The following is a 24,472-nucleotide window of genomic DNA, read 5'->3' as shown; positions in this document are numbered from 1 at the left end:
TCTTTATTAAGATTTATCATTAAAAAACTGTATTTTTCTCTGATTTTCTTCTTGCATTAACTCTTTTATTTTACGCTCTTCCCAATCTTTTCCTAATCCTATAAAATTCTTTCCAAACACAGTAAACCAATGAATTAAAATTGCTGTTGCCCAACCTAAAACCGGAAACCAAAACCAGTGAAATTGAGGTACAAAAATTAAATTTACTGTAACCACAATGGGCATTGTTAATACATAGGCTAACAAATGTGTATAAAATGTTTTTATTTCTTTTACTTTTTTCTTTGCTCTTAGAAATTGTTGTTCTTTTACAAATTGAGTTTCCATTGTTTTGCTTTCTTAATTATTTTTTTAACATTCGGTTTTTTCTTTCCTCTTCTTGCTCCATTAATTCTTTGATCTTACGTTCTTCCCAATTTTTGGTTAGTAAATGTGGGTACCCATATACTCCTAACCAATGAAAGAACAATCCAATTCCCCAAAATATCCACGTAGAATAGGTTCCGAAGTGAGTTAAGGCTTCAATAAAGCTACTTTTACTATTGCTCATTATACCATAAATAACTACTGCACTTATAAAAATATTAATAACTAAATACCAAAATAAATGTGCATAAAATCCTTTTACTTTTTTAACATGTCTTTTTGCTAAAATATATCTTTCCTCTTGTGTATAATCTCTTTCCATAATTCTAAAACTTATTCTTATTCATCATTTCTTTAATTTTACGTTCTTCCCAATCTTTTCCTAAGAAAAGGTTGTAACCAAAAGCTTCTAATCCATGAAAAATTACACCTATTCCCCAACCCGCTACCGGAAACCAAAACCAATGAAATTGAGGTGAAAATTTTAAATTAATAAATATTAAAAGCGGTATAAAAATAACATAAGATGTTAGGTTTTGGTAAAATTCTTTTATTTTTTGAACTCTCTCAACAGCCTTTACATAACTGTTATTCTCAAAGTTATTATCTGATGTATTCATAATATTTTCTGATTTAACTAATAGTGGTAAACTCACTATAAATGTTTTACGATTATTTTCTATTTGTATGTTTTGTTCAGAAATCAATCCATAACGATCTGCAATATTTTGTAATCCTACCTTGGTACTTTTACCTATAGCCTCTTTTGGATTGATATTGTTCTGAATTTTTAAATATCCTGCTTCCTCATAAATAGCTATTTTTAATGGTTTTGAGGAAGAAACTACGTTGTGTTTTACTGCATTTTCTAGTAATAATTGTAATGATAACGGTACTATCTTCAAATCAGGATTGGTAACTGAACTCGGTAATTGAAATTCCAAAGCATCTTCAAAACGCATTTGCAATAATTCCATATACGTTTTTGCAAACTGCAACTCTTCTTCAATAGGAACCAATTCTTTATTTCTTTGCTCTAAAACGTATCTGTAAACCTTTGAAAGTTTGGTTGTAAATCGTTCTGCCTGATCAGGATTTTCTCCAATTAATGAGGTTAATACGTTTAAACTATTGAATAAAAAATGAGGATCAATTTGACTTTTTAAGGTTTCAAATTTGGCACTTTCTGTTTTGGCTACTATTTGTTGTTGCGTGGTTTCTTGAGAAACCGATTTTTTCCACTCGATCATAAAACCTCGCGCATGAAAAAAAGCTGCGATACCTAACGATAACACAATAGCAAATACATGAGCAAACATTACTTTGTCTGAAAAAAGTACAGAAAAACTATTTTTAAAAATCACTACATATTGTACATAGTGTATAAAGAAAACTGCTATAACAGTATACAAAACAGTAGCTACAATTCCCGCCCAAACTCGTTGATTTGTTTGTGCAACCCAATCCCATTTTGTGTTCAAAAATTGGTTAACAAAACCATTTCCTAAAGCTAAAATAAAAGAATACATAGCTGAAAACAAGAATACTATGCTGGCTCCTTTTAAGGTGAATCTTTGATTAATGATTGTAAAAATTACCCCAAAAATTAAGGTCAATTTTAAGCAAACTATTAAGTCTTTTTTTAGCTCTTGTTTCCAATTTTTGCTAGTATTCATATTCTAAGTACTAATTTTTAAAATCTGATTTCTAAAGATACATCTTTATTGGTAACCTCAAATTTTGCATCATTGTATTGTGGTGGACCAAAATTCATCACGTTATTCGATGCTCCGTAGTCTTCTATAGGCATTCCGTTAGGTTGAAAATCCATTTTTCCATTATCATTTTTATCATGATAACACGTTATAGCATATTCTCCTGACGGAACATTTTTAAATATAACTGTACTTTTCCCTTCTTTAACAATTGCTTTGGCTTGTTGCAATGGTATTTTCATAAAATTGTCTTTGGTGAATAATGCAAAAGACACTTTACCTTCATTAGAAGTAGCATTAACAACGCTTACTTCTATAGTTTGAGCATTACTTGTATAAAAGCCTGTTAAAAACATAACTAAGCTAATTACTATGGCTTGTATAATTTTCATTTTGTTTGGTTTTAATGATTAATAACACCTCAAAATTGCATCAAAAGAAACTGTTTTAAAATTAAAAACTACCGAACTGTATTTTTTTATGGATGAATTGTATTTTATTTTAAAAAAAGTTTTGTGTATTGTTTTTTTATATACATTTGTGTTATGCATTTAGCAAAAAATAATATATATACCATTTCAGTATTACGTGTCCGACGTAATCGACGCCGCTAGTCTACTTCTATCTAGCTAAGTTCATCGTATACATTTATTTTTATCTCAAAGTGCAAAACAATCATACAACATATATCCATTATTCTTTAATTATCGCAACCGATAACAGGAATACTGCACGCCGATTTTTCCGTCGCCCTTAAGGGCTAATACTATTTCTAGGAACCTAGGTGAGTCCGGTTCTTTACTCCAAAAAACACATAAAACAAAATTTAAAACATCAAATTAGTGAATATCATTATTGCTAATGCGTCGCATAGTATTTACGCGCAAGAAATTTGTTTAGCTATAGAAGAAGCTGCCAAAGTAAGAGGTACTGGAATAGCTAAAAGACAACCGGAATACATCATTACTAAAATGGAAAAAGGAAATGCTGTTATTGCTTTAGACGGAAACAAATTTGCAGGTTTTTGCTACATAGAAACATGGAGCCATGAAAAGTTTGTGGCAAACTCTGGTTTAATTGTTCATCCTGATTATAGAGGTATTGGCTTATCAAAAAAGATAAAACAAAAAGTTTTTGAGCACTCTAGAGCCAAATATCCTAATGCAAAAATTTTTAGTATCACTACTGGTTTAGCAGTTATGAAACTTAATAGTAATTTAGGTTACAAACCCGTTACTTTCTCTGAACTCACAGAAGATCAAGTGTTTTGGGATGGTTGTAAAACTTGCGTTAACTATGATGTTTTACAAAGAACGCAACAAAAAATGTGCTTATGTACGGGTATGCTATACGATCCTGCTACAGAACAGCAAAATATTCCCAATAAAAAAATAAAAGAGTCAACTTTTAAAAGACTTAAAAGTATTAAGCAACATTTGTTGTTAAAAAAAGATAAAAAATGAAAAAATTAGTTTTAGCCTACAGCGGTGGTTTAGATACATCATATTGTGCTGTACACTTATCTAAAGATAAAAATTTTGAAGTTCATGCTGTAAGTGTAAATACTGGCGGATTTACTTCATCTGAAATAAAAAATATAGAAACTAAAGCATATAATTTAGGTGTTACCACCTATAAAAATATTGATGCTGTAACTAACTATTATCAAAAAGTAATTAAGCACCTCATATTTGGTAATGTTTTAAAAAACAATACCTATCCCCTATCTGTAAGTGCAGAAAGAATTGTACAGGCTATTGAAATTATTAATTACGCTAAAAGTATCGATGCAAAATATATAGCTCACGGAAGTACTGGTGCAGGTAATGATCAAGTTCGTTTTGATTTAATTTTTAATGCTTTAGCACCAAATATTGAAATCATCACACCTATTAGAGATGAAAAATTAAGTAGACAGCAAGAAATTGATTATTTAAAAAATCACGGTATAGATATTCCTTGGGATAAAGCTAAATATTCTATAAACAAAGGCTTATGGGGAACTAGTGTTGGTGGTGATGAAACGCTTACCTCTCACCTATCTTTACCTGAAGAGGCTTTTCCATCACAATTAACAAATACCACACACACAACTATTAAACTAAGTTTTAAAAATGGTGAACCTATTGGTTTAAATGATGAATTGGCTGCTCCAGAACAAATTATTGAACAACTTAACAAACTTGCTTCTCAATTTGCTATTGGTAGAGATATTCATGTGGGCGATACTATTTTAGGTATTAAAGGTAGAGTTGGTTTTGAAGCTGCTGCGGCTTTAATCATCATTAAAGCGCATCATTTATTAGAAAAACATACTCTTACCAAATGGCAAATGCAACATAAAGATTATGTAGCCAACTGGTACGGAACGCACTTACATGAAGGACTGTATTTAGATCCGGTAATGAGAGATTTTGAAGCTATGCTTAGCAATAGCCAGAAAAATGTAAGCGGTGATGTTTTCATTACCCTAAAGCCTTATCATTTTACGTTGAACGGAATTTCATCTAAACACGATTTATTGCAATCAGACTTTGGTAATTATGGTGAAATGAATAAAGCTTGGACCGCTCAAGATGCTAAAGGGTTTATAAACATCTACGGAAATCAAACTAAAATCTATCAAAATACCAATGGATATGATTAAAGCAGGAATTATAGGTGGTGCAGGTTATACTGCTGGAGAATTGATTAGAATATTGATCAACCATAAACAGGTAAGTATCGATTTTATTTACAGCACATCAAATGCAGGAAACTTTGTGTACGAAGTACATCAAGACTTATTAGGAACTGTTGATTATAAGTTTACCAATAAAATAAATGCTGATGTTGATGTCGTTTTTCTTTGTTTAGGACATGGTAATTCATCAAAATTCTTGAGTGAGAATCAGTTTTCTAAAAACACAAAAATCATCGATTTAAGCAATGATTTTAGATTAGAAAAAGATGCCGTTTTTCAAGAGAATGAATACATTTATGGTTTACCGGAATTATATAAAACTGCTATACAAAAAGCAAATTATATTGCTAATCCGGGTTGTTTTGCTACTGCAATTCAACTGGCTATGATTCCTTTAGCTTTGAATAATTTTATTGAAGATGACATTCATGTAAATGCGGTAACAGGTGCTACGGGAGCAGGCACCAGTTTATCTTCAACTACACATTTTACATGGAGAGACAATAATTTTTCACACTATAAGCCTTTCACGCATCAGCATTTAGGTGAAATTCATCAAACAGTACAAAAATTGCAACCAAATTTTTCAAACGAAATTCACTTTTTACCCAATAGAGGAAATTTTTCAAGAGGAATATTTGCCACGGCTTATACAAAATTTGATGGATCGGAAGAAGATGCAAAATCTATATATGACGAGTTTTATAAAGATGCTGCATTTACGTTTGTTAGTGAAAACCCATTGCATTTAAAACAAGTAGTAAACACCAATAAATGTTTAGTACATGTGCAAAAACTCAACAACCAATTATTAATTACTAGTTGTATTGACAACCTTTTAAAAGGTGCTTCCGGACAAGCAGTTCAAAATATGAATTTGATGTTCGGATTCGAAGAAACAGAAGGATTACAACTAAAAGCTAACTTTTTTTAATCGATTAACTATGAATTTATTTGATGTATATCCGTTATTCAACATCACTCCTATCAAGGCAAAAGATGTGTATGTATACGATGAACATAATACTGAATATTTAGATCTATACGGTGGTCATGCGGTGATTTCTATTGGTCATTCGCATCCAAATTATGTATCAAAATTACAAGAACAAGTAGCTAATATTGGTTTTTATAGCAACTCAATTCAAAATCCGTTACAAGTTGAACTTGCTGAAAAACTAACACAAATGAGTGGTTGTAATGATTATCAACTGTTTTTGTGTAATTCTGGTGCAGAAGCCAATGAAAATGCTTTAAAACTAGCTTCTTTTCATACTGAGAAATCAAAAGTTATAGCGTTTAACAACGGTTTTCATGGTAGAACCTCAGCGGCTGTTGCAGCAACAGATAATCCTAAAATTGTAGCACCCATCAACGCACAGCAAGAAGTAGAATTTATTGATTTTGGAGATATAGATTCGGTAGCAAAATCATTAGCCAACAATGATGTTTGTGCAGTAATTGTAGAAATTATTCAAGGAGTTGGAGGTTTAGACGAAGTTTCCACTGAATTTTACCAAGCGGTAAGTACTTTATGTAAAAATCACAATACTTTATTTATTGCTGATGAAGTTCAAGCTGGATTTGGTAGAACAGGTGATTTTTTTGCCTTTCAAAAGCATAACATTGAGCCTGATATCATTTCAATAGCCAAAGGAATGGGAAATGGTTTTCCGGTTGGCGGAATATTAATACACCCAAAAATTAAGGCTTCTTACGGATTGTTAGGCACCACTTTTGGCGGAAATCATTTAGCATGTACTGCAGCCATTTCGGTTTTGGACACCATTAAAAATGAAAACTTACTGGAAAATGTGCAAGAGGTATCTACTTACTTTATTGAAAAAGCTAAAACAGTATCAGCTATAAAAAATATAAAAGGAAGAGGTTTAATGTTAGGATTAGAGTTTGATTTTCCAATTTCTGAATTAAGAAAAGAGCTTATTTACAAGCATAAAATTTTTACGGGCAGTGCTAAAAATCCGAATTTATTAAGAATTCTTCCATCCTTAACATTGCAAAAACAACAGGTAGATGTTTTTTTCGAAGCGTTATCAAAAGCGTTAAAAAACAACACTATTCATGTTGATAAAACCTAAACTCATGAAAAAATATACAAACATAGATGATATTCAAGATGTTTCAGCAATAATTTCAGAAGCTAAAACATTAAAAAGTAATCCGTTTGCACACAAAGAACTTGGCAAAAACAAAACCTTGGTAATGTTATTTTTCAATGCAAGTTTACGCTCACGTTTAAGTACTGAAAAAGCGGCCAAAAACTTAGGAATGGACGTGATGAGTTTGAACGTAAACGATTCATGGAACATTGAGTTTGAAGACGGAACTATTATGAACGGAAATACTTCTGAACACATCAAAGAAGCTGCACAAGTAATTGGGCAATATGCTGATATCATTGCTATTCGCTCTTTTCCTGGTTTAGTAAACAGAAATAAAGATTATAAAGAAATGGTCATCAACAGCTTTGTTAAATATTCAGGCAAACCTGTTGTTAATTTAGAAAGTGCTACGGCGCATCCGTTACAAGCCTTGGCTGATGCTATTACTATTGAAGAGTTTTCTCAAAAAAAGAAACCGAAGGTAGTACTTTCTTGGGCTCCACATCCAAAAGCATTACCACAATCTGTTGCCAACTCTTTTGTAAGTATGATGCAACTTTTAGAGGTTGATTTTTCAATTACACATCCAAAAGGTTATGAATTGGCTCCAGAAATTGTCAAAAACACTCCCGTGAATTACAATCAAGAAGAAGCTTTGCAAAATGCTGATTTTGTATATACCAAAAACTGGAGTAGTTATTCTAGCTACGGAGAGATATTGAATAATGATAAAAAATGGATCATCACCAAACAAAAAATTGGTGCTGCAAAATTTATGCATTGTTTACCTGTACGAAGAAATGTAATTGTTGAAGATGCTGTATTGGAAAGTGAAAACTCAATTGTAATTCCGCAAGCAAATAATAGAACCTATGCTGCACAAGTGGTATTAAAAAACATTTTAGAGAATTTATAATATGGAAACTTTAAAAATTATAAAAATAGGCGGAAATATTATTGATAATCCCATTCTACTAGATGAGTTCTTATCAGATTTCTCTAAACTTGATTCGCCAAAAATATTGGTTCATGGTGGTGGTAAACTAGCTTCTGAACTTTCTTTAAAAATGGGAATTGCTCCCAATTTAATAAACGGAAGACGTGTTACAGATACTGAAACCTTAGACATTATCACTATGGTTTATGCTGGTAAAATCAACAAACAAATAGTAGCCAAATTGCAAGCTAACCAATGTAATGCTTTGGGTTTTTCTGGAGCTGATGGAAATTCCATCATCGCTAAAAAAAGACCTATTACTGATATTGATTATGGTTTTGTGGGTGATGTCACTAAAGTAAACACCGAGCTTATAGAAATGCTGCTTCTAAATGGAGTTTCACCAGTATTTTGTGCGATTTCTCATGATGAAAACGGACAATTACTCAATACCAATGCAGATACCATTGCTACAGAATTAGCAATAGCTTTAGCTTCAAAATATAATGTAGAGCTCTTGTATTGTTTTGAAAAAAATGGTGTGTTACGAAATGTAGAAGACGAATCTTCGGTTATTACAAAGATCAATCAGCAACAATATGATAATCTGAAAGCAGAAAAAGTGATTCACAGTGGTATGCTACCAAAAATTGATAATTGTTTTTATGCTGTAAACAACGGCGTAAAAAAAGTAAGTATCGGCAATAGTAAAATGCCTTTTAATTCAACAGAAAAATGCACAACAATTCAACTATAACAACACAAAAAGAATTAACCTACAGCGCTATCGATTTACTTAAAAAATTGATAGAAACACCTTCTTTTTCATCTGAAGAAGATAAAACTGCCAATTTATTGGCTTTTTGGTGTGAAGCGCACGACATTAAATTCAATAGAAACAACAACAATATTTGGGCTGTAAACACTCATTTTGATGATACAAAACCTACCCTTTTATTGAATTCACATCACGATACGGTATATCCAAATAAAGGATACACTAAAAATCCACATAAAGCCATTGTAGAAGATGGAAAATTATACGGTTTAGGAAGTAATGATGCTGGTGGATGCTTGGTTTCTTTACTAGCAACATTTACTTATTTCTATAATCAACCAGATTTGAGCTATAACTTAGTTTTTGTAGGCTCTGCCGAAGAAGAAAGTAGCGGACCCAACGGATTAAATAGTATGCTATCCATCATTCCAAAAATTGATGTAGCTATAGTAGGTGAACCTACGCAAATGCAATTAGCTATTGCCGAAAAAGGTTTGGTTGTTTTTGATGCTAAAGTGAAAGGAACTCCTAGTCATGCAGCGCATCCTAACAACGATAATCCTATATACAAAACCATTAACGTTTTAGAGTGGTTTAAAAACTATTCATTTGATAAAACTTCTGAAGTGTTAGGTGATGTAAAAATGACTGTGACACAAATTAATGCCGGCAAACAACATAATGCTGTACCATCGGTGGTAGATTTGGTGGTGGATGTACGTGTAAATGATAAATATACCAATCAGGAAATTGCAGATATTTTAAAAGCAAACGCACCTTGTGATGAGATTGTACCAAGAAGTTTACGTTTAAATTCGTCTTCAATCAACAAAAATCATGAATTGGTGCAAGCTGGAATTGCTTTGGGCAGAAAAACCTATGGCTCTCCTACGCTCTCAGATCAATCGGTATTGAGTTGTGAATCGATAAAACTTGGTCCTGGAGACAGTACGAGATCGCATACTGCTGATGAATTTATTTACATTGATGAAATTAAAGAAGGCATTGACATTTATATCAAATTATTAGAAAAAGTCTTAAAATCTTAAGCTATGAAACTCTGGGAAAAACAATTTACAGTAGATAAAATCATCGAAAATTTTACCGTTGGGAACGATAGATTAATTGACATTCATTTAGCAAAATACGATATTATTGCGTCAAAAGCACATGCAAATATGTTGCTAGCTGTTGGAATTATTACTGCTGATGAAAATAACCAATTACAAGAAGGTTTGAATTATTTGTTGGATGAAGTTAAAAACGGAACTTTTACTATTGAAGATGATTTTGAAGATATGCACTCTAAAATTGAGTTTGAACTGACAAAAAAACATGGCGATGTTGGTAAAAAAATTCATACTGCTAGGTCAAGAAACGACCAAGTTTTAGTGGCCTTACAATTGTATTACAAGGAAGAGATCAACAGTATTATTAGTCAAACCAAAACACTGTTTGATACTTTAATTTCATTGGCAGAAACACATAAAGAATCATTGTTGCCTGGTTATACGCATTTGCAAGTAGCAATGCCATCTTCATTTGGGTTGTGGTTTAGCGCGTATGCAGAAAATTTGATTGATGATGTAATTTTATTACAATCAGTAGTAAAAATTGTAGATCAAAATCCGCTAGGTTCAGCTGCTGGTTACGGAAGTTCTTTTCCTATAGACAGAAAGTTAACTACAAATGAATTACAGTTTTCTACCTTAAAATACAATGTGGTTGCTGCGCAAATGAGTCGTGGTAAAAACGAACGTATTTTAGCGAGTGCTTTAGGTAATTTAGCGAATACATTAAGTAAATTCTCTATGGATATATGCTTGTATATGAGTCAGAATTTCGGATTTATCTCTTTTCCTGATGAATTAACAACAGGAAGTAGCATTATGCCTCATAAGAAAAACCCTGATGTTTTTGAATTGATTAGAGGAAAATGCAATCAAATTCAAGCTTTACAAACAGAAATGTTATTACTAAGTAACAATTTACCAAGTGGATATCATAGAGATTATCAGCTTTTAAAAGAAAACATCATAAAAGCTATTGAAAGCCTAAAAGAAATACTAACTATTTTTAATTATGCTATCGCTCAAGTACAAGTAAAAAAAGTTGATTTAAATGATGAAAAATACAAGTACTTATTTACGGTTGATACTATTAATAATTTAGTTACAGAGGGTACGCCTTTTAGAGAAGCTTATAACAACATTAGTAAAGAAGTGGAAAACGGAACGTATGTACCTGATAGTTCTAAAAAACATACGCACATAGGTAGCATTCATAATTTATGTTTAGACGAGATTAAAAATAAGTTTCCTTCTCTTTAAAATATTCAATTAGTAAAACATTGGTAAAAAGCATAGAAAAAGCATAGCCAATATCTTCAACAGGAATGGTAAGTAACCGTATACCTAGGTTTTCATTATCGTTATACCAAACAACGGGTTCTTCTATTCCTGTTCCTGTTAATACCCCATTTACAATAAAGAATGGTATTAAAATGATTACAAAAGCAATATAAAAACGTTGTAAGTATTGTACTCCGTAGAAATAACCTAAAATTAGCACTAAACCTAAAAATAAATAATTTACAATCGTATACGCTTTATCATAATTGTATAATCCAACTGTTAAAGCTATTAGAATAATACATACTGTAAGTATTTTTGTAAGTTTTTTAGAAAGCAACCAATTAGGTTTAAAATAAGCTAACGCATAGTGTATGAAGACGCTTGCATAAGGAATACAAAAGAAAAACAACCACTCTTCAATAGGCATTCCTAAGAGGAAAAATGATAAATGGTAATCGGGATTAAAACCCCAAACGCCATTTTTAGTAAAAATAGCATCCCAAATTAAAAAAACTGCAGCTACAATAGTAAGTGAAGTTACAACAGCCTTCCAATGTTTGATAAAACGCATATCCTTTTCAAAAGAATAAAATAACGGAATGCTCAATGAGCCTAAATTTAGAATTAAGTAGAGGTAACTCACTATTTTTTATATTCTTTAAAATATTTAAATGGCACAAACAACATTCCAAAACATTCTCCATCGTTCTTCCCCAAATGTTTGTGATGTATTTTATGTGCTTTTCGTAAGCCTCTAAAGTACCAATTATTTATTTTATCAAACCACTTAAATCTACGATGGATCAATACATCATGCACCAAAAAATATGCTATCCCGTAGAATAAAATACCTAAACCTATAAAAAACAAAGCGTTTAGCTCAGGCCTAATTCCGAAATAGAATAATAACATACTTGGTATAGCAAAAACCACAAAAAAAGCATCATTCTTTTCAAAAATATGTGGGTATCCTGGTTGGTGATGATCTTCATGTAAATACCATCCAAAACCATGCATTACAAACTTATGTGTGCACCAAGTAATTCCTTCCATGGTAATAAATGTTGCTATGGTTACTATTGCAAATACCATTAAATAAGATTTAATTTATACTTCACATAACTACGAGCTAACAAATTTATCTTCATCGGATTAGAAATCCTAATTCTCGAATCCATAATTTTTGTTGAAGGTGTATTTTTAAGCTTTTTTAATAACTTTTTATAGTATCTGTAAGCCATATACACACCAAATTTTGCTTCTACAGGTAATAACATTATTCCGTTTTTAAAAGCAAAATCAAAATCTTGTTCAATTTCTTTAATTATTCTCTCTTTTGATTGTGCATCAAGCTCTTTTAAATTTACATTCGGAAAATATGAGCGACTTAACAACTCATAATCATCTTTTAAGTCACGTAAAAAATTAACCTTTTGAAAAGCAGAACCCAATCGCATAGCCGGAGCTTTTAGTTGTTTGTACTTAGCTTCATCTCCTTTTACAAACACCTTTAAGCACATTAAACCAACTACATCTGCAGAACCATAAATATATTGGTCATACTCTTCTTGAGTGGTATAATTGGTTTTATGTAAATCTGCTCGCATACTTTTTAAAAACGCCTGTACCAAATCATCCGTAATATTAAACTCATTTACCGTATGCACAAATGAATTTAAAATTGGATTTAAGCTAATTCCTTGTTCTTTTGAAAGGTAATAGTCTTGCTCAAATCTATCTAACAAAGCTTCTTTGTTATAGTCATGAAACGTATCTACAATTTCATCTGCAAAACGAACAAATCCGTAAATATTATAAATGTGAGAACGAATACTTTTAGACAACATATTGGTTGCCAACGAAAAAGAAGTACTGTATTTTTTAGTTACTAGCTTACTACAATTGTAGGAAACTTGATCAAATAAATGCTTCATTATTTGTGCGTTTTTAAAATTAAATCTGATGCTATTTTACCCGAAATTAATGACGGTGGTACACCCGGTCCTGGAACGGTTAGTTGTCCTGTAAAAAATAAATTCTTTACTTTTTTACTTTTTATTTTTGGTCTTAAAAATGCTGTTTGGGTTAGTATGTTTGCTAATCCGTAAGCATTACCTTTGTATGAATTATAATCTTTAATAAAATCATTTACACAATAACTTTTTTTAAAGATAATATTTTCTTTGACTTTTTGATTGGTCAATTTTTCAAGTCTATCAATAATAATTGTAAAATATTTCTCTCTAAGCTCTGGAGTATCTTCAATTCCTGGAGCTAGCGGTATTAAAAAAGTTCCTGCTTCTTTTCCGTCGGGAGCAAAATTTTCATCTGTTATACTTGGAAAACTAGCATAAAACAAAGGGTTTTCTGGCCATTCTGGAGTATCATAAATAGATTTTGCATGCACATCAAAATCGGCATCAAAAAATAATGTATGATGTTGAACATTTTTTAGTTTTTTATCAAAACCAACATAAAAAAGTAGTGATGACGGAGCAAAAGTTCTGTTATTCCAATAATCTTCAGAATATTGTCTGAATTCCTTTGGAAGTAGTGTTTCTGTGTGATGATAATCGGCACCACTTAAAACTAAATCGGTATACACTTTAGTGCTATCTATGAATAATCCAGAAACTTTTCCGCGGTTATCAACCTCTATTCTTTCAACATTTGCATTCGTAACGAATTTGACACCTAATTTAGTAGCTAGAGTTACCATTCCTTCTATAACCTTATACATTCCACCTTTAGGATGCCATGTTCCCAAGCCAAAATCGGCATAATTCATAAAATTATAAAAAGCGGGCGTATTGCTAGGTTTTGCTCCTAAAAAAAGCACAGGGAACTCTAAAATTTGAATTAGCTTATTACTTTTAATATGCTTTCTTACCTGTTTTCTGATAGTTGAAAAAAATTGACCAACTCTCAACGTGGTTTCTGGAGTAATCAATTCTAACGGAGAAACACCTGGACGATACACAATATCTTTTACTGCTATATTGTAATTCTCTTCTGCATTTTTAATAAATCTTTTTAAATGAAGAGAACTTCCTCTTTCCTCTTGCTCAAAAATTGAATAAATCTCCTCTAAATTTCCTGGAATAATAATACTGTCATTTTCTCCAAAATAAACTTGATATGCAGGATCTAACTTTTCAAGCGTATAATAATCGGAAGGTTTTTGACCAAAATCGGCAAAAAATTTTTCAAACACATCAGGCATCCAATACCAAGTTGGACCAATATCAAAAGTAAATCCCTTATTTAAGTATTGTCTAGCCCTTCCTCCTAGCGTATTATTTTTCTCATACACACATACTTCATATCCGGCTTTTGCTAAATAACAAGCTGAAGAAAGTGATGAAAATCCTGAACCAATTATTGAAATTTTTTTATTCAATTATATTTTTGTTTAACTTTTATAGTTCAAATATAAACAAAATAGTTTGAGAAAAAATATTATCTCTCAAATTATATTTATTCTTACAAGTATATTTATAAATTATTAAGCATATCAATTACAGATGTATACATGATAATATCTGATTTGAATTTATTTTGCATTAATGTAGTAGTTCTTGACCCAATACCTATAAATTTATGATTTGTATTGAATAATATAGTATCAATTTCATTAAAAAATTCTTGTACTTTATCTTCAAAAGGTTTTACTGTTATAGAGGTTATAAAGCATACTTTTAATTCACCATTAAAAAAATAATTTAAATTATCTAAAGGTAAACTCTGGCCTAAATATATAGTTTGACATCCTCTTAAGACCAATTCATAATTCAAATACAGCAAGCCAATTTCATGAATTTCTCCTTCTGGAAGGAATAAAACATACGTATAATCTGTATTTGTTGCTGAATATTCGAGTTTTTCAGTATTAATTTGAATTTTTTGAATAATTAAATTAGAAATAAAATGCTCATGAGCAGGCAATAAGGTATTTGTTTGCCATAATAAACCAATATGATTTAAAAAAGGAATAAATATTTTTTTAAATATCTGGCTAAAAGTCATTTTATGTAACAACTTATTATAAGTATTATTAAACAACACTTTATCAAATTGAAACATAGCTAACTTAAAAGCATTGATTGCCTCATCATTAGCCGCTAATTTAAAAGCTAGTTCACGAGCATTCATAATAATTTGCTCATCACTCATGTCAGCAATTTTAGATATTTTATAATTATGTTTATTTAAAAGTGCTACATTCAATAACTTTTGTAAACTTTCTGCTGAATAAAATCTGATATTAGTATCTGTTCTATTAGGTTCTAAAAGATTATATCTTTTTTCCCAAATTCGAATTGTATGTGCCTTTATTCCAGAAATATTTTCTAGATCTTTGATGGTAAATGTAGTTTTTATATTGTTCAACTTAACAGCATTTTATTTAAACAAATATAAAAAATACTTTTCAACTATAATTTTTTACATTTTAGTGTAACATTTTTTACATTTGATACACTTATACTATAACTAACCAAATCATCAGCGTGCAAGAAAGTTTGAAAGAACAATTTTTAAACGATTTTGAAGCAAATCAAAACATTGCTCATAAAATTTGTAGGATTTATACTTCAAATGAAAGTGATCATAATGATTTGTTTCAAGAGATTACCATTCAACTTTGGAATAATTATTCAAAGTTTAGAGGTGATGCCAAATTTAGCACCTGGATGTATAGAGTTGCTCTTAACACAGCAATTTCTTTGTATAGAAAATCAACTAGAACTATTAAGACCCAAGACATTTCTGATGTTGCTTTTAAAATTAGATCAGAAGACTATGATGACACACAAGAGCAACAATTAAAATCTTTGTATAAGGCTATTAGAGGATTAAGTGATATTGACAAAGCTCTTGTTTTCTTGTATTTAGAGGACAAATCTTACAAAGAAATATCAGAAACATTGGGAATTAGTGAAGTAAATGCTCGAGTAAAAATGAACCGAGCGAAAGATAAATTAAAAAAAATACTTAACCCATAACATTATGGATGTATTAGACAAGTATAAAAAAGCATGGGAAAATCAACCTGAAGACACAAAAAAAGTTTCTAAGGAAGATATTTATAAAATAACTCATAAAAAATCATCATCAATAGTAAAATGGATTTTTATTATTGGCATATTAGAGTTTGTGCTGTTAAACTCGTCATATTTTTTCTTAGATATGAAAAAATCTTACGAATTATATAAAAGCTTAGGTTTATATCAATTTGCTTTTTACTCTCAATTCGTAGTTTATGCTATTATTTTTTATTTCTTATATACTTTTTATAAAAATTATAAAAATATATCTATAGTTGAAGACACTAAAAGCTTAATGAATAAAATTCTTAAAACCAGAAAAACAGTAAGAAATTATGTTTTTTTTAATATTGGATATCTGGTGTTAATTTATATACTTGTTGTAATTGCCTCTATCATGAAAATGAATGGTGAAGTTACTAATAGTAAATTAGCTGGTATAGTTATAGGTTTACTTATAGTTGCGGTTGTAATGGTCATTATTTTTTGGTTATTCTATCAATTACTTTACGGAATTTTACTTCGTAAGCTCAATAAAAACTATAAAGAATTAGCTAAATTAGATGAACTAAACTAAAAAAAGCGGGGTTTTACCCCGCTTTCTATTTATTTATTGGTAAGACTTTAACTCTTTTAAAAGTTTTTTATGCATCTCATCAGTATAATCTAAGTGCGTAACTATACGTATTTTACCTTCTCCCATTGAAATCATTAAAATATTTTTCTCCTCCATTTTTTTGATAAAATCTATTGGATCTAAACCATCGTTTACATAAAAAATAATAATATTAGTTTCAATAGGTTCTACTTTTTTTACAAAGGATGCTTGTTGTAGAACCTCTCCTATTTCTTTTGCTTTTTGATGATCTTCTGCTAAACGCTCCACATGGTTATCTAACGCATAAATTCCCGCAGCCGCTAAATAACCGACTTGTCTCATAGCCCCACCTAGTAGCTTTCTTATTCTAAAAGCTTTGGCTATATGCTCTTTACTTCCTATCAAAACAGAACCTACCGGAGCTCCTAATCCTTTTGACAGACAAATAGAAATGGTATCAAATAACTCTCCGTATTGCTTTGGAGTTTCGTTTTTAGCTACCAAAGCGTTGAATAAACGCGCTCCGTCCAAATGAAATGCTAAATCATTTTCTTTTGCTATTTTCTGAATCTTCTGTAACTCTTCAAAATCCCAACAAGCACCACCTCCTTTATTTGTAGTATTTTCAATACAAACCAAACTTGAAAACGGGACATGGATATCTGCTCTACCTTCAACAGCTTCTTTTAACTGATTTGCAGTAAACATTCCTCTATTTCCATCAATCAATTTGCAAGTTACACCTGCATTAAATGCTGCTCCACCTCCTTCATAATTATACACATGTGCCCATTTATCACAAAACAGTTTGTCTCCGGGTTGCGTATGTAATTTTATAGCTGTTTGGTTGGCCATTGTACCCGACGGAAAAAACAATGCTGCCTCCATACCAAACATATCGGCAACTTTTTGCTGTAGTTCGTTTACTGTTGGATCCGCATTAAAAACATCATCTCCTACCTTAGCATTCATCATTGCTTTTAACATTTCAGGAGTAGGTTTTGTAACCGTATCACTTATTAAGTTTATTTCCATTTTTAAGTACGTTTTTAAAGTGTATTTTTGCATTATATGATTACACAAGAACAGCTAAAAAATATCGCTGAGCGCGTTGACAAGTTAAAAGGATATCTGGAAATTGACAAGAAATTAATTGAAATTTCTAATGAAGAAGAAAAGACTGCCGATCCTGATTTTTGGAACAATCCTAAAGAAGCCGAAGTACTTATGAAATCGCTTCGTTTTAAGAAAAAATGGGTAGAAGATTATAATACCATCGTTTCTTTAAATGAAGACTTAAATGTGCTATATGATTTTTTTAAAGAAGGAGATGTTGAGGAAACTGAAGTTGAAGAACAATATGAAAAAACTAGTTCTTTATTAGAAGATATTGAATTTAAAAACATGCTTTCTGAAGAAGGTGATAGCCTAAGCGCCACCATTCAAATTACTGCGGGTGCAGGTGGAACAGAAAGTTGCGACTGGGCAGAAATGCTAACCCGTATGTACACCATGTGGGCAGAAAAACAAGGATATAAAATCAATACTTTAAACTACCAAGAAGGTGATGTTGCTGGTATAAAGACGGTAACTATGGAAATTGACGGTGATTATGCCTTTGGATGGTTAAAAGGTGAAAACGGAGTACATCGTTTGGTTAGAATTTCACCATTTGATAGCAATGCTAAACGCCATACATCATTTGCATCGGTATATGTATATCCTGTTGCCGATGATTCTATTGAAATAGACGTAAATCCTGCTGATATCGAAATCACTACAGCTCGTTCAAGTGGTGCGGGTGGACAAAATGTGAATAAAGTTGAAACTAAAGTTCAATTAGTGCATAAGCCTACAGGAATTCAAATTCAGTGTTCTAATTCGCGTTCTCAGCATGATAACAGAGCCACCGCTTTACAAATGTTAAAATCGCAGTTATATGAGATTGAATTACAAAAGCGTTTAGCTGCGAGAGAAGAGATTGAAGCAAACAAGATGAAAAACGAATGGGGAAGCCAAATTCGTAACTATGTAATGCATCCATATAAACTGGTAAAAGATGTTCGTACAGCACACGAAACAGGAAATGTAGATGCAGTTATGGACGGGAATATAAATCCGTTTTTAAAAGCCTATTTAATGATGATGGGGCAAAAAGAAACTAATTAAAATATATTGAAATGATCAAAATATACCACAATCCACGTTGTTCAAAATCGCGTCAAGGACTTGCTATTTTAGAAGAAAGCAACCAAGATTTTGAAGTTGTAAAGTATTTAGATGAAATTCCTACAGAAAAGGAATTAAAAGAAATCATTTCCCTTTTAGGAATCAAACCAATGGAATTAGTTCGTAAAAATGAACAAGTTTGGAAAGATAACTACAGAGGTAAAGAACTTTCTGATGCCGAAATTATCAAAGCTATGATTGAAAACCCAAGATTAATTGAACGACCCATTGTAATCAACAACGGAAAAGCAGTTGTAGGTCGCCCACCAGAAACTATTAAAGAAATTATTTAAAACACTAACGCTTCCAATATGGAAGCGTTTATTTTTTCATAAACTTAGACTCTAAAAAACCCAATCCATAGCCTAAAAACTGCGTAAATGTGGTTACAATACTTAAAAAAGCAATTTTAATGTTTTTGTTTTGCAATAACGAGTCTATAAAAATAGCTAAGAAATAAAATCCATAGCAAGCTATCAACTGCCAATAACCAAAAAACCAGAATATCAAACTAATATCAAATCCAATAAGAAACAAACTCGGAAACCAATATGTGATTTTAGCCGTTTCTGGGTAACGTTTATTTAGTTGTGGTCTTGCTGTGCCAAAAGCAAAGGTTTGCTTAAAAAACTGCGATATAGTACTTCTACGCTTGTGATATACAAACGCTTTTTCTATCAACTGAGTTTTAAATCCGCTTTTCCATAATCGGAAAGTTAAATCTATGTCCTCTCCTACTCTATAATCAGCAAATCCTTGGGTAACTTCAAATGCTTTTTTTGAAATCCCCATATTAAAACTTCTAGGTTGAAACTTCCCTACAGATTTCTTTTTACCTCTAATTCCACCAGTAGTTAACACAGAAGTCATTGAATAGTTAATTGCTTTTTGTAAATTGGTAAAATTTTCATGTGAAGCATCTGGTCCTCCAAAAGCATCTGAGTAATTTATTGTTAATGCTTTTTTTACTTCGGATAAATAGTGTAGCGGAACAATCACATCAGAATCTAAAATGATAAAGTAATCACCCATCGCTCGTTGCATTCCGTAATTGCGACTAGCTCCAGGACCACTATTCTTTTTAAAAAAGTATTTAATATCCAGTTGAGAAGTGTATTTTTCTACCACTTTTTCAGCAGTATTTTCTGATCCATCTTCAACAATAATCACCTCAAAACCTTCTTGAAAATCTTGTTTTGTAAGACTTTCAAGTAGCTCGTCAACTTCAGCAGGACGATTATAAACAGGTACTATTATTGAAAATTTCAAATTCATTTACACTAAAACAGATTGGTTTATTTCACGGGTAATTCCGTTCCACAACTCAATTCTTTTCTGTAAAGATTCTTTTGCGTAATACAGAACTTCCTCCCATTTTTTATCGTCATTCCCACACAATTCTTCAATCATTTGTAACGATAAAGGCCCATGTTCATCTCCGTCTAATTCAATATGACGATGTAAATAATAGGTCAACTTATTATAGTTAGTATTATCTTTTTCCTCTGCTTTTTTAACTATTTCTAAAAACATATCCGGAATTACATCTTCCCTACCAAAGGTAAAACTTGAAGCTATAATGTGAGGTTGGTTAGTTTTGATGACCTCAAAAGTGAAATTTACGAAGTCTTTAACCTCTGCAGAAGCGTTAACCATATCCAAAGCTTCCGAAATTTCTTTTCCTTCAGAAATAAGAGAAATGAATTTTGAAATTGTAGAGACACCTGCCCCAACTTGGTTCATAGCATCTACATACATTTCAAAATGACTTTTAGGTTCCCCTAATTCGTTTATATCAGTTTCTTCTCCATGAACAATTTCATTGATAAAACGAGCAGTTACCGGGTTTTTAACTGGAGTCCAAGGTACATTTACACAAGTTAGTTTTTGTTGCAAAGCTTTTAATAGCGACATAAAATCCCACACAGCAAAAACGTGTTGCTCCATAAAAATTTTTACATCTTCTAACTTGTTAAGTGAATTGTATAATGTATGTTCTTGTAAAGCTTTTCTATAAGGTTGTAACTCTCTTTCTAGGTCTGAAATATTCATCTTGCGGTATTAATTACAATAAAAAATGCAAATCTAACGATTTGCATTTTAAGATATTGATTTGAAAATGTCTTATTCTTCTGTAAAACGATCCATTACTAAATCACTTACTCCCATATTTGAGAATCCTCCATCATGGAATAAGTTTTGTAACGTAACTTTTTTAGTTAAGTCTGAGAATAACGAAATTGTATAATCAGCACACTCTAAAGCTGTTGCATTTCCTAATGGCGACATTTTTTCTGCATACGCTAAGAAACCGTCAAAACCTTTTACACCGCTACCTGCTGTAGTTGGTGTTGGCGACTGAGAAATGGTGTTTACACGTACTTTATGATCACGTCCGAAGAAGTACCCAAAACTACGAGCAATCGACTCTAAATATGCTTTATTATCTGCCATATCGTTATAATCTGGAAATACACGTTGCGCAGCCATATAGGTTAAAGCTACAATACTTCCCCACTCATTCATGGCTTGTTTGTTATATAAAACGTTCATAGTTTTATGAAAAGATAATGCCGAAACATCAAAACCTTTCACTGTGAAATCGTAGTTAGAATCAGTATAATGTTTTCCTTTACGTACGTTAACTGACATACCAATTGAGTGTAAAACGAAATCGATTTTACCTCCTAAAATTTCCATAGATTTTTCAACTAAATTGGTTAAATCTTCCATAGAAGTGGCATCGGCAGGAATAATTTCAGAACCTGTTTTTTTAGCTAACTCATTTATTTGCCCCATACGCATAGCAATAGGTGCATTGGTTAGTACAAATTGAGCTCCTTCTTCATGAGCACGTTCTGCTACTTTCCACGCTATTGAATTTTCATCTAATGCTCCAAAAATAATTCCTTTTTTTCCTTTTAGTAAGTTATACATATTTTAAAATATTTTAGTCTTTTGTTGTTCGTTCAGTAAGCAAATATACTCTTTAATTTAATAATTCTTTGGCATGTGTTATAGCACTTTCAGATAAATCTTTACCTCCTAACATTTCCGCTATTTCAACCACTCTTTCTTCTTGAGTTAATAATTTTAAGTTTGAAGAAGTTACTCCTTCTTCATCATATTTATATACTTTATAATGCTGGTTTCCTTTAGATGCAATTTGAGGCAAATGCGTAATAGTTATTACCTGCATATTTGCACTCATATCTTGCATTATTTTAGCTATTTTATTTGAAACTTCACCAGAAACTCCAGTATCTATTTCATCAAAAATAATGGTTGGCAATTGAGTATTTTCTGATAATACTTTTTTAATAGACAGCATAATTCTTGATAATTCACCCCCCGAGGCAACTTTTTTTAACTCTCCAAAATTTCCTCCTTTATTTGCTGAAAATAAAAAAGATAATTCATCTTTTCCATTAGATAAATAATTGTTTACCGGATTAATTTGAATTGCAAAACGTGCATTTGGCATTCCTAATTCGGCTAACAATTCTTCTAATTCTTTTTGAAGCGAAGGAATTACACTTTCTCTAGCTGAAGTGATCATCAAAGCAACTTCATCTAACTTTGAAGCCACCTCGTCAATTTCTGCCTGTTTTTTATTGATAATATCAGAAGCATTTTCAACCGCACCAACTTTGTCTGAGAGCTCTTCATGAATTTTTTGCAATTCTTCAACTGACGCTACGTGATGCTTCTTTTGTAAGTTGTATATCAATTGCAAACGATCGTTAATTTCCTCTAATTCATTCGGATTAAATTCAACATCTTCATTGGCATTTTCAAGTTCAGTAACAATATCATCAACTTCTATTTTTACACTGGTAATTCTTGCATGTAGTTCTTCATACTCTTTTGAAAAAGAACTTATTTTTTGAAGATTATTTTCTAATGAATTTAACAATGTTTGTACCCCAACCTCTTCATTTACTCCTATTTGAAGTGCTTCTGAAAGATTCAGCTTTATTTCTTCTATATTATTTAACTTATCTAACCTTTCTTCTAATTCTTCTTGCTCTCCATTTTGAAGTTCTGCTTCTTCTAACTCGTTAAATAAATGCAGATTGTATTCATATTGCTGATTTGCCGCTTCTTGATTTTCTTTTAAATCCCTCAACTCTTTTAACAACGAATTATACTTTCTTAATCCGCGTTTATAAGAGGCTATTTTTGCTTGATTTTTAGCTAGAGCATCAATGATTGAAAACTGAAAATCAACATCTGATAATTGTAAGGTTTGATGTTGAGAGTGAATATCCATCAGTTTACTTTTAAGTGCATTTAACGCACTTAAAGTTACCGGAGTGTCATTTACGAATGCTCTTGATTTTCCGGAAGGTAAAATTTCTCTACGGATGATGGTTCTGTCTTCATAATCCAAATCATTTTCTTCAAAAAACTCTTTAAGATTATAGTTTACAACAGAAAATTGTGCTTCAACAATACATTTTTTATCAGTGTCTTTTAAAGATGATAAATCAGCTCTGTTACCCAAAACCAACCCTAAAGCACCTAATAAAATAGATTTACCCGCACCTGTTTCACCGGTAATAATAGATAATCCGTTGGTAAAATCAATAGATAACTGATTGATTAAAGCGTAGTTTTGTATGGATAAATTAGTAATCAAATTCTATACTTTCAAGGGAATAAAAGTAAGGATTTTGGTTAAAATAAAAACGTATTTAACTGAATTTTAAATGAACGGAATTATGATTTAATTCTTTTCCACTTATCTGTTTGGGTTGGAGAAATTTTTTGCAGAACTTCTTTCATTTTTTCTTCTTGCCCTGTTGTTTTTCCATCAGAAAAAACATTAGCAATTTCATCTGATTTTGCATCTAAAAATACTCTTATCATATAATTACCAACAGTAATATTATGTAGCTTTTCCAGATCTAAAACACTGTTTAAAATTTGTTTTTTTGCTGTATTTTCGTCTTGATAGAAGTTATCAAATCCATTTCTGTGATAATTGTAGTAAACAGATCTAATGGTTGTGAATTTTGAAGATAATAAATTATCTATCAACGCAAACCTATTTTGCTTACCTATAGAATTTTGCCAACCGGTTTCGCCACTTTGTTGTGCTTGTAGCATAACACTTTCTGCTTGTTTTAAATAAGGCTCACCTCCTTTTAAGGCAAACGTATCTGCATCAACACCCAAAATTGTATACACATAAAAAACAATGGTAGAGACTAAGTTACTATCGTATAAATTAGGATTGTAAATTAACGGTTCAAATTCATTATACTGAAAGTTAAAATTGGTGTCGTTTATATTTAAAATTGGAGTTTCATAAGATGATTTGTACACAGGTCTTGTAGCTTGAACTTGCAAAGTAGCGCTAAACGCATTTCCTGCCTGTTCATTAACAATAATAGTAAAGGCACAATTTATTTTTTCTTGAGGTAAAAACTTTCTGTTTGTCCATTTAGTTTGATTGATAAACTCTGTTAATGACTTTTCTAAAGTCGAATAAACTTGTTTATTACTACTTTGTACCTTATCTGCATTAATGGTAACAATAGCATTTAATTCTTCTTGGGCATTTAAAGAAATTGAAAATAATGCTACTAAAAGAAGGCTAACAATCTTATTTTTTAAAAACATAAAGTTGAGTTTATAT

At 31.3% G+C, this 24,472-nt stretch carries 27 protein-coding genes; 12 read left to right on the top strand and 15 right to left on the bottom strand.

All coding sequences use genetic code 11. The annotated features are described in order from the left end of the window. Positions 1-6: 6 nt before the first annotated feature. From SLH33_RS00315 to SLH33_RS00300, 4 genes are read right to left on the bottom strand one after another with little or no spacing between them, the layout of a single operon-like run. A complete protein-coding gene (locus SLH33_RS00315; RefSeq protein ID WP_320417060.1) occupies positions 7-327 on the bottom strand; it encodes a 2TM domain-containing protein in 321 nt (106 codons plus the stop codon). Between the two features lie 16 nt (positions 328-343). Then, on the bottom strand, positions 344-688 hold the full coding sequence (locus tag SLH33_RS00310) for a 2TM domain-containing protein (RefSeq protein WP_320417059.1): 345 nt from the start codon (positions 686-688) through the stop codon (positions 344-346). A gap of 4 nt (positions 689-692) precedes the next feature. Continuing rightward, positions 693-2,042 (bottom strand): 2TM domain-containing protein, encoded by a 1,350-nt coding sequence (locus SLH33_RS00305; RefSeq protein ID WP_320417058.1) that lies wholly within the window; start codon positions 2,040-2,042, stop codon positions 693-695. 17 nt (positions 2,043-2,059) lie between these two features. After that, positions 2,060-2,473: a DUF2141 domain-containing protein gene (locus SLH33_RS00300; RefSeq protein ID WP_320417057.1), complete on the bottom strand. Its 414-nt coding sequence runs from the start codon at positions 2,471-2,473 to the stop codon at positions 2,060-2,062. A gap of 450 nt (positions 2,474-2,923) precedes the next feature. On the opposite strand from SLH33_RS00300, the gene SLH33_RS00295 reads away from it, so the two are divergent. Genes SLH33_RS00295 through argH form a run of 8 tightly spaced genes read left to right on the top strand, consistent with a single transcriptional unit; the run spans position 2,924 to position 10,932 of the window. After that, positions 2,924-3,544 carry a GNAT family N-acetyltransferase gene (locus tag SLH33_RS00295; RefSeq protein WP_320417056.1) on the top strand — a complete coding sequence of 207 codons (621 nt, stop codon included), beginning with the start codon at positions 2,924-2,926 and terminating at the stop codon, positions 3,542-3,544. Then, positions 3,541-4,728: an argininosuccinate synthase gene (locus SLH33_RS00290; RefSeq protein WP_320417055.1), complete on the top strand. Its 1,188-nt coding sequence runs from the start codon at positions 3,541-3,543 to the stop codon at positions 4,726-4,728. Before SLH33_RS00295 ends, SLH33_RS00290 begins: the two co-directional genes overlap by 4 nt. Further along, complete coding sequence (gene argC / locus SLH33_RS00285; RefSeq protein WP_320417553.1) at positions 4,721-5,698, top strand: N-acetyl-gamma-glutamyl-phosphate reductase; 978 nt, start codon at positions 4,721-4,723, stop codon at positions 5,696-5,698. The genes SLH33_RS00290 and argC overlap by 8 nt, the downstream gene beginning before the upstream one ends. Positions 5,699-5,708: 10 nt before the next feature. Further along, positions 5,709-6,863 carry an aspartate aminotransferase family protein gene (locus SLH33_RS00280; protein WP_320417054.1) on the top strand — a complete coding sequence of 385 codons (1,155 nt, stop codon included), beginning with the start codon at positions 5,709-5,711 and terminating at the stop codon, positions 6,861-6,863. Positions 6,864-6,867: 4 nt separating this feature from the next. Then, positions 6,868-7,803, top strand: a complete 936-nt coding sequence (locus SLH33_RS00275; RefSeq protein ID WP_320417053.1) for an acetylornithine carbamoyltransferase — start codon at positions 6,868-6,870, stop codon at positions 7,801-7,803. Between the two features lies 1 nt (position 7,804). Then, positions 7,805-8,581 (top strand): acetylglutamate kinase, encoded by a 777-nt coding sequence (gene argB, locus SLH33_RS00270; protein WP_320417052.1) that lies wholly within the window; start codon positions 7,805-7,807, stop codon positions 8,579-8,581. Then, positions 8,560-9,651 (top strand): M20 family metallo-hydrolase, encoded by a 1,092-nt coding sequence (locus tag SLH33_RS00265; RefSeq protein ID WP_320417051.1) that lies wholly within the window; start codon positions 8,560-8,562, stop codon positions 9,649-9,651. The genes argB and SLH33_RS00265 overlap by 22 nt, the downstream gene beginning before the upstream one ends. Before the next feature lie 3 nt (positions 9,652-9,654). Then, positions 9,655-10,932 carry an argininosuccinate lyase gene (gene argH, locus SLH33_RS00260; protein WP_320417050.1) on the top strand — a complete coding sequence of 426 codons (1,278 nt, stop codon included), beginning with the start codon at positions 9,655-9,657 and terminating at the stop codon, positions 10,930-10,932. Here argH and SLH33_RS00255 read toward each other — a convergent pair. From SLH33_RS00255 to SLH33_RS00235, 5 genes are all read right to left on the bottom strand, one after another. Then, entirely contained in the window at positions 10,907-11,599 is a 693-nt protein-coding gene (locus SLH33_RS00255) for a lycopene cyclase domain-containing protein (RefSeq protein WP_320417049.1), read from the bottom strand. The two genes, argH and SLH33_RS00255, sit on opposite strands and share 26 nt — an antisense overlap. Further along, positions 11,599-12,048: a sterol desaturase family protein gene (locus SLH33_RS00250; protein WP_320417048.1), complete on the bottom strand. Its 450-nt coding sequence runs from the start codon at positions 12,046-12,048 to the stop codon at positions 11,599-11,601. Before SLH33_RS00250 ends, SLH33_RS00255 begins: the two co-directional genes overlap by 1 nt. Further along, positions 12,048-12,890: a phytoene/squalene synthase family protein gene (locus tag SLH33_RS00245; RefSeq protein WP_320417047.1), complete on the bottom strand. Its 843-nt coding sequence runs from the start codon at positions 12,888-12,890 to the stop codon at positions 12,048-12,050. Before SLH33_RS00245 ends, SLH33_RS00250 begins: the two co-directional genes overlap by 1 nt. Further along, complete coding sequence (locus SLH33_RS00240; protein WP_320417046.1) at positions 12,890-14,356, bottom strand: phytoene desaturase family protein; 1,467 nt, start codon at positions 14,354-14,356, stop codon at positions 12,890-12,892. Before SLH33_RS00240 ends, SLH33_RS00245 begins: the two co-directional genes overlap by 1 nt. Positions 14,357-14,451: 95 nt before the next feature. After that, complete coding sequence (locus tag SLH33_RS00235; RefSeq protein WP_320417045.1) at positions 14,452-15,345, bottom strand: MerR family transcriptional regulator; 894 nt, start codon at positions 15,343-15,345, stop codon at positions 14,452-14,454. 131 nt (positions 15,346-15,476) lie between these two features. Between SLH33_RS00235 and SLH33_RS00230 the strand changes: the two genes are divergently transcribed. Then, positions 15,477-15,959, top strand: coding sequence for an RNA polymerase sigma factor (locus tag SLH33_RS00230; RefSeq protein ID WP_413818248.1), 483 nt, complete (start codon positions 15,477-15,479; stop codon positions 15,957-15,959). Between the two features lie 4 nt (positions 15,960-15,963). Further along, positions 15,964-16,578 (top strand): hypothetical protein, encoded by a 615-nt coding sequence (locus SLH33_RS00225; RefSeq protein WP_320417043.1) that lies wholly within the window; start codon positions 15,964-15,966, stop codon positions 16,576-16,578. A 33-nt stretch (positions 16,579-16,611) separates the two neighbouring features. On the opposite strand, the gene SLH33_RS00220 is transcribed toward SLH33_RS00225, so the two are convergent. Beyond that, the gene (locus SLH33_RS00220) at positions 16,612-17,634 is read right to left on the bottom strand and encodes a GntG family PLP-dependent aldolase (protein ID WP_320417042.1); all 1,023 of its coding nucleotides are present in this window, start codon (positions 17,632-17,634) and stop codon (positions 16,612-16,614) included. 36 nt (positions 17,635-17,670) lie between these two features. Between SLH33_RS00220 and prfB the strand changes: the two genes are divergently transcribed. Continuing rightward, on the top strand, positions 17,671-18,768 hold the full coding sequence (gene prfB, locus SLH33_RS00215) for a peptide chain release factor 2 (RefSeq protein ID WP_320417041.1): 1,098 nt from the start codon (positions 17,671-17,673) through the stop codon (positions 18,766-18,768). Between the two features lie 11 nt (positions 18,769-18,779). Next, entirely contained in the window at positions 18,780-19,121 is a 342-nt protein-coding gene (gene arsC, locus SLH33_RS00210; protein WP_320417040.1) for an arsenate reductase (glutaredoxin), read from the top strand. Between the two features lie 28 nt (positions 19,122-19,149). On the opposite strand, the gene SLH33_RS00205 is transcribed toward arsC, so the two are convergent. The 5 genes from SLH33_RS00205 to SLH33_RS00185 form a co-directional block, all read right to left on the bottom strand. Further along, the gene (locus tag SLH33_RS00205; protein ID WP_320417039.1) at positions 19,150-20,103 is read right to left on the bottom strand and encodes a glycosyltransferase; all 954 of its coding nucleotides are present in this window, start codon (positions 20,101-20,103) and stop codon (positions 19,150-19,152) included. Then, positions 20,104-20,880: a DUF3050 domain-containing protein gene (locus SLH33_RS00200; RefSeq protein ID WP_320417038.1), complete on the bottom strand. Its 777-nt coding sequence runs from the start codon at positions 20,878-20,880 to the stop codon at positions 20,104-20,106. A gap of 72 nt (positions 20,881-20,952) precedes the next feature. Beyond that, a complete protein-coding gene (locus tag SLH33_RS00195) occupies positions 20,953-21,765 on the bottom strand; it encodes an enoyl-ACP reductase (RefSeq protein ID WP_320417037.1) in 813 nt (270 codons plus the stop codon). 52 nt (positions 21,766-21,817) lie between these two features. Then, the gene (recN, locus tag SLH33_RS00190) at positions 21,818-23,470 is read right to left on the bottom strand and encodes a DNA repair protein RecN (RefSeq protein ID WP_320417036.1); all 1,653 of its coding nucleotides are present in this window, start codon (positions 23,468-23,470) and stop codon (positions 21,818-21,820) included. An 80-nt stretch (positions 23,471-23,550) separates the two neighbouring features. Beyond that, on the bottom strand, positions 23,551-24,456 hold the full coding sequence (locus tag SLH33_RS00185; protein WP_320417035.1) for a DUF4835 family protein: 906 nt from the start codon (positions 24,454-24,456) through the stop codon (positions 23,551-23,553). Positions 24,457-24,472 lie beyond the last annotated feature (16 nt).

The organism is Tenacibaculum sp. IB213877 (assembly GCF_034043975.1).
GTDB lineage: Bacteria > Bacteroidota > Bacteroidia > Flavobacteriales > Flavobacteriaceae > Polaribacter.
Note: the sequence above shows the minus strand (reverse complement) of the source record. Positions and strands in the feature narration are given on the sequence as shown.

Excerpts from the sequence above, each read along its gene's own strand:
- SLH33_RS00265 (WP_320417051.1), top strand. The coding sequence starts at position 8,560 with ATGCACAACAATTCAACTATAACAACACAAAAAGAATTAACCTACAGC.
- SLH33_RS00290 (WP_320417055.1), top strand. The coding sequence starts at position 3,541 with ATGAAAAAATTAGTTTTAGCCTACAGCGGTGGTTTAGATACATCATAT.
- arsC (WP_320417040.1), top strand. The coding sequence starts at position 18,780 with ATGATCAAAATATACCACAATCCACGTTGTTCAAAATCGCGTCAAGGA.
- argB (WP_320417052.1), top strand. The coding sequence starts at position 7,805 with ATGGAAACTTTAAAAATTATAAAAATAGGCGGAAATATTATTGATAAT.
- SLH33_RS00200 (WP_320417038.1), bottom strand. The coding sequence starts at position 20,880 with ATGAATATTTCAGACCTAGAAAGAGAGTTACAACCTTATAGAAAAGCT.
- prfB (WP_320417041.1), top strand. The coding sequence starts at position 17,671 with ATGATTACACAAGAACAGCTAAAAAATATCGCTGAGCGCGTTGACAAG.
- SLH33_RS00205 (WP_320417039.1), bottom strand. The coding sequence starts at position 20,103 with ATGAATTTGAAATTTTCAATAATAGTACCTGTTTATAATCGTCCTGCT.
- SLH33_RS00305 (WP_320417058.1), bottom strand. The coding sequence starts at position 2,042 with ATGAATACTAGCAAAAATTGGAAACAAGAGCTAAAAAAAGACTTAATA.
- SLH33_RS00220 (WP_320417042.1), bottom strand. The coding sequence starts at position 17,634 with ATGGAAATAAACTTAATAAGTGATACGGTTACAAAACCTACTCCTGAA.
- SLH33_RS00185 (WP_320417035.1), bottom strand. The coding sequence starts at position 24,456 with ATGTTTTTAAAAAATAAGATTGTTAGCCTTCTTTTAGTAGCATTATTT.
- SLH33_RS00245 (WP_320417047.1), bottom strand. The coding sequence starts at position 12,890 with ATGAAGCATTTATTTGATCAAGTTTCCTACAATTGTAGTAAGCTAGTA.
- SLH33_RS00310 (WP_320417059.1), bottom strand. The coding sequence starts at position 688 with ATGGAAAGAGATTATACACAAGAGGAAAGATATATTTTAGCAAAAAGA.
- SLH33_RS00280 (WP_320417054.1), top strand. The coding sequence starts at position 5,709 with ATGAATTTATTTGATGTATATCCGTTATTCAACATCACTCCTATCAAG.
- SLH33_RS00300 (WP_320417057.1), bottom strand. The coding sequence starts at position 2,473 with ATGAAAATTATACAAGCCATAGTAATTAGCTTAGTTATGTTTTTAACA.
- SLH33_RS00225 (WP_320417043.1), top strand. The coding sequence starts at position 15,964 with ATGGATGTATTAGACAAGTATAAAAAAGCATGGGAAAATCAACCTGAA.
- argC (WP_320417553.1), top strand. The coding sequence starts at position 4,721 with ATGATTAAAGCAGGAATTATAGGTGGTGCAGGTTATACTGCTGGAGAA.
- SLH33_RS00250 (WP_320417048.1), bottom strand. The coding sequence starts at position 12,048 with ATGGTATTTGCAATAGTAACCATAGCAACATTTATTACCATGGAAGGA.
- argH (WP_320417050.1), top strand. The coding sequence starts at position 9,655 with ATGAAACTCTGGGAAAAACAATTTACAGTAGATAAAATCATCGAAAAT.
- SLH33_RS00275 (WP_320417053.1), top strand. The coding sequence starts at position 6,868 with ATGAAAAAATATACAAACATAGATGATATTCAAGATGTTTCAGCAATA.
- SLH33_RS00315 (WP_320417060.1), bottom strand. The coding sequence starts at position 327 with ATGGAAACTCAATTTGTAAAAGAACAACAATTTCTAAGAGCAAAGAAA.
- SLH33_RS00195 (WP_320417037.1), bottom strand. The coding sequence starts at position 21,765 with ATGTATAACTTACTAAAAGGAAAAAAAGGAATTATTTTTGGAGCATTA.